Here is a 2567-nt window from a genome sequence, read left to right on the forward strand (position 1 = left end):
CTCATCGTTACTCCATCGTTCGCCGGTGGGCCGGGCGGCTTCCCCGTGCCACCCTTGGAGGGACGGGCGGCCTGCCATGGGCGACCAGGACACGTTCGGGCACCGCGACCGCTGCGCGATCGCGGGCATCGGCGCCACCGACTACTCACGCGACTCCGGGCGCAGTGATCTCACCCTGGCGACCCAGGCCGCGCTCGCCGCCCTCGACGACGCCGGGCTCTCACCCGCTGACATCGACGGCATCGTCCGCTGCGACATGGACACCGTGCTGCACAGCGACCTCGCCGACTCCCTCGGCATCGACAACCTCACGTACTGGTCCCAGGTCGGGCCGGGCGGGGTGGCCCCCTGCGCCATGGTGGGCCAGGCAGTCGGCGCCATCCTGTCCGGCCAGGCGACCGCGGTCCTGGTCTTCCGCGAGATCAACGGCCGCTCCGGGCGCCGCTTCGGCCTGTCCGCCGCCGGCGGCGCCAGGGTGGGCGGCGCGGGCGGCTACGACGAGTTCTTCGCGCCCTACGGGCTTCTCACCCCCGGTCAGATCTTCGCTCTCCTGGCCCGGCGCCACATGATCGAGTACGGTACCCGGGCGGAGGACCTCGGCCATATCGCGCTCGCCTGCCGGGCGCGGGCGAACGCTAACCCCGCGGCGCAGCTGCACGCACGCACCCTCACCATGGACGACTACCTGTCGGCCCGGATGATCTCCGATCCGCTGCGGCTGTTCGACTTCTGCCTGGAGACCGACGGGGCCTGCGCTGTCGTCGTGACCAGCGCCGCACGGGCGCGCGACTGCCGGCGGCCGCCCGTCCTCATCCGTGCCGTCGCCCAGGGCACTATCCCCGGCTCCCAGCCCGGCATCCAGTTCCCGGCCCTGATGCGGGAGTCGCTCACCGAACTGCCCGCCCGGTCGGTCGCCCGGACGCTGTACCGCCGGGCGGGCCTCGGCCCCGAGGACATCGACGTCGCCCAGATCTACGACTGTTTCACGATCACCGTGCTGCTCCAGCTGGAGGACTGGGGGTTCTGCGAGAAGGGAGAAGCGGGCCCGTTCGTCGCCGCGGGCGGCATCGACCTGGACGGCCGCATTCCGGTCAATACCGGCGGTGGCCATCTCTCGGAGGGCTACATCCACGGCATGAACCACATTCTCGAGGGGGTACGCCAGATCCGCGGCGACTCCACCTCCCAGGTGCCCGGCGCCGAGGTGTGCCTGGTCACCTCGACACCGCTGCCTCCCGGCAGCGCCCTCGTCCTGACGGCCGCCTGATGGACGGCGTGACGCCTCGGGCCGCCCGCCTGGCCCCCGTCGGTGACGACCACGACACCGGCGGCTTCTTCGAGGCCGCCCGCCGGCATGAACTGGTCATCCGCCGGTGCGATGGTTGCGACGCCGTGCTGCACCTGCCGCGGGCCTACTGCCGGCACTGTGGCGGCTGGGACGGCCGCTGGCAGCCGGTCGCCGGTACCGCGACCTTGTACTCCTGGACCGTGGTCGAGCACCAGGTGCACCCCGCCTATCCGGTGCCCTACTGCGTGGTCCTCGTACAGCTCGATGACGTCCCGGCGGCCCGGCTGGTCGGCTACCTGCCCGGCCGGCCGGCACTCACCCCGGGGCAGCCCATGCGGGTCTGGTTCGAAACGCTTGACGACGGCACCGACGAGGGCGTTGTCGTGCCGCAGTGGAAGCCGGAACAAGGAGCTGAGGATGCGGATCGGCCTGTCGGTGTACAACATGGGCGCGCGTGACCTGCTGGACCTCGCCGTCGCGGCCGATGAGACCGGCTTCGACGCACTCTGGCTGGGCGAGCACCTCGTCCTGCCGTACGACTACTCCAGCGAGCATCCGACCCACGGTCAGGCGGCGCACCAGCACCATCTCGGGCCGATCGTCGGCCCGGCCACGCGGCTGCTGGACCCGTGGTCGGCGCTGAGCGCCGCCGCCGCGCTCACGACGAGGGTGAAGCTCGCGACCGGCATCTACATCCTGCCGTTGCGTCATCCGCTTCTGACCGCCCGTGCCGCCTGCACCACGCAGGAGATCGCCGCCGGCAGGTTCATGCTCGGGGTCGGAGCCGGTTGGCTGCGCGAGGAGTTCGCCGCCCTCGGCGTGCCGTTCGGCGAACGCGGATCCCGCCTGGAGGAGAGCCTGGCGGTCCTGCGCTCCGCGTGGGGTGGGGGACCCTTCGAGCATCGGGGCACCCACTTCACGATCGACAAGGTCCAGGTGACCGCGGAGCCCGTCACCGTTCCTCTCGTCCTCGGGGGCAACACCGACCGGGCGCTGCGCCGCGCGGCCCGGGTCGGGGACGCCTGGTTCAGCTCCGGCACGCCGTCCTTCTCCGACGCGGTACGGCTGCGCGACCAGCTCGCGGCACTGTGCGAGGAGCAGGGGCGCGCGATGATTCCCTGCTACTTCCGGTTGGCGGGCCGGGATCCGGAACTGGTGCGCCGCTATGACGCCGAGGGGATCACCGATCTGGTCGTGTGGGCGGACCAGCTGTGGTGCGGGGACGGCCCGGACGCCATGCGGCAGTCCCTCGCCCAGGCCGTGGACGACTTTGGGATCT

The 2567-nt window shown here is 71.8% G+C and carries 3 protein-coding genes; all 3 read left to right on the forward strand.

Annotated features, from left to right (window positions below; all coding sequences use genetic code 11):
* Window positions 1–76 precede the first annotated feature (76 nt).
* A complete protein-coding gene (locus MJ785_RS02985; protein ID WP_239380007.1) occupies window positions 77–1267 on the forward strand; it encodes a lipid-transfer protein in 1191 nt (396 codons plus the stop codon).
* Window positions 1268–1275: 8 nt separating this feature from the next.
* Complete coding sequence (locus tag MJ785_RS02990; protein WP_370652855.1) at window positions 1276–1746, forward strand: Zn-ribbon domain-containing OB-fold protein; 471 nt, start codon at window positions 1276–1278, stop codon at window positions 1744–1746.
* Window positions 1706–2567 (forward strand): TIGR03619 family F420-dependent LLM class oxidoreductase (locus MJ785_RS02995; RefSeq protein ID WP_239314007.1); only part of this gene is annotated, 862 nt, incomplete at its 3' end. The genes MJ785_RS02990 and MJ785_RS02995, both read left to right, overlap by 41 nt.

The organism is Protofrankia sp. CiT1 (genome assembly GCF_917627335.1).
In the GTDB taxonomy this organism is placed as follows: domain Bacteria; phylum Actinomycetota; class Actinomycetes; order Frankiales; family Frankiaceae; genus Protofrankia.

Bases quoted from the DNA above. Each gene is read 5' to 3' on its own strand.
- MJ785_RS02985 (WP_239380007.1), top strand. From the start codon at position 77: ATGGGCGACCAGGACACGTTCGGGCACCGCGACCGCTGCGCGATCGCG.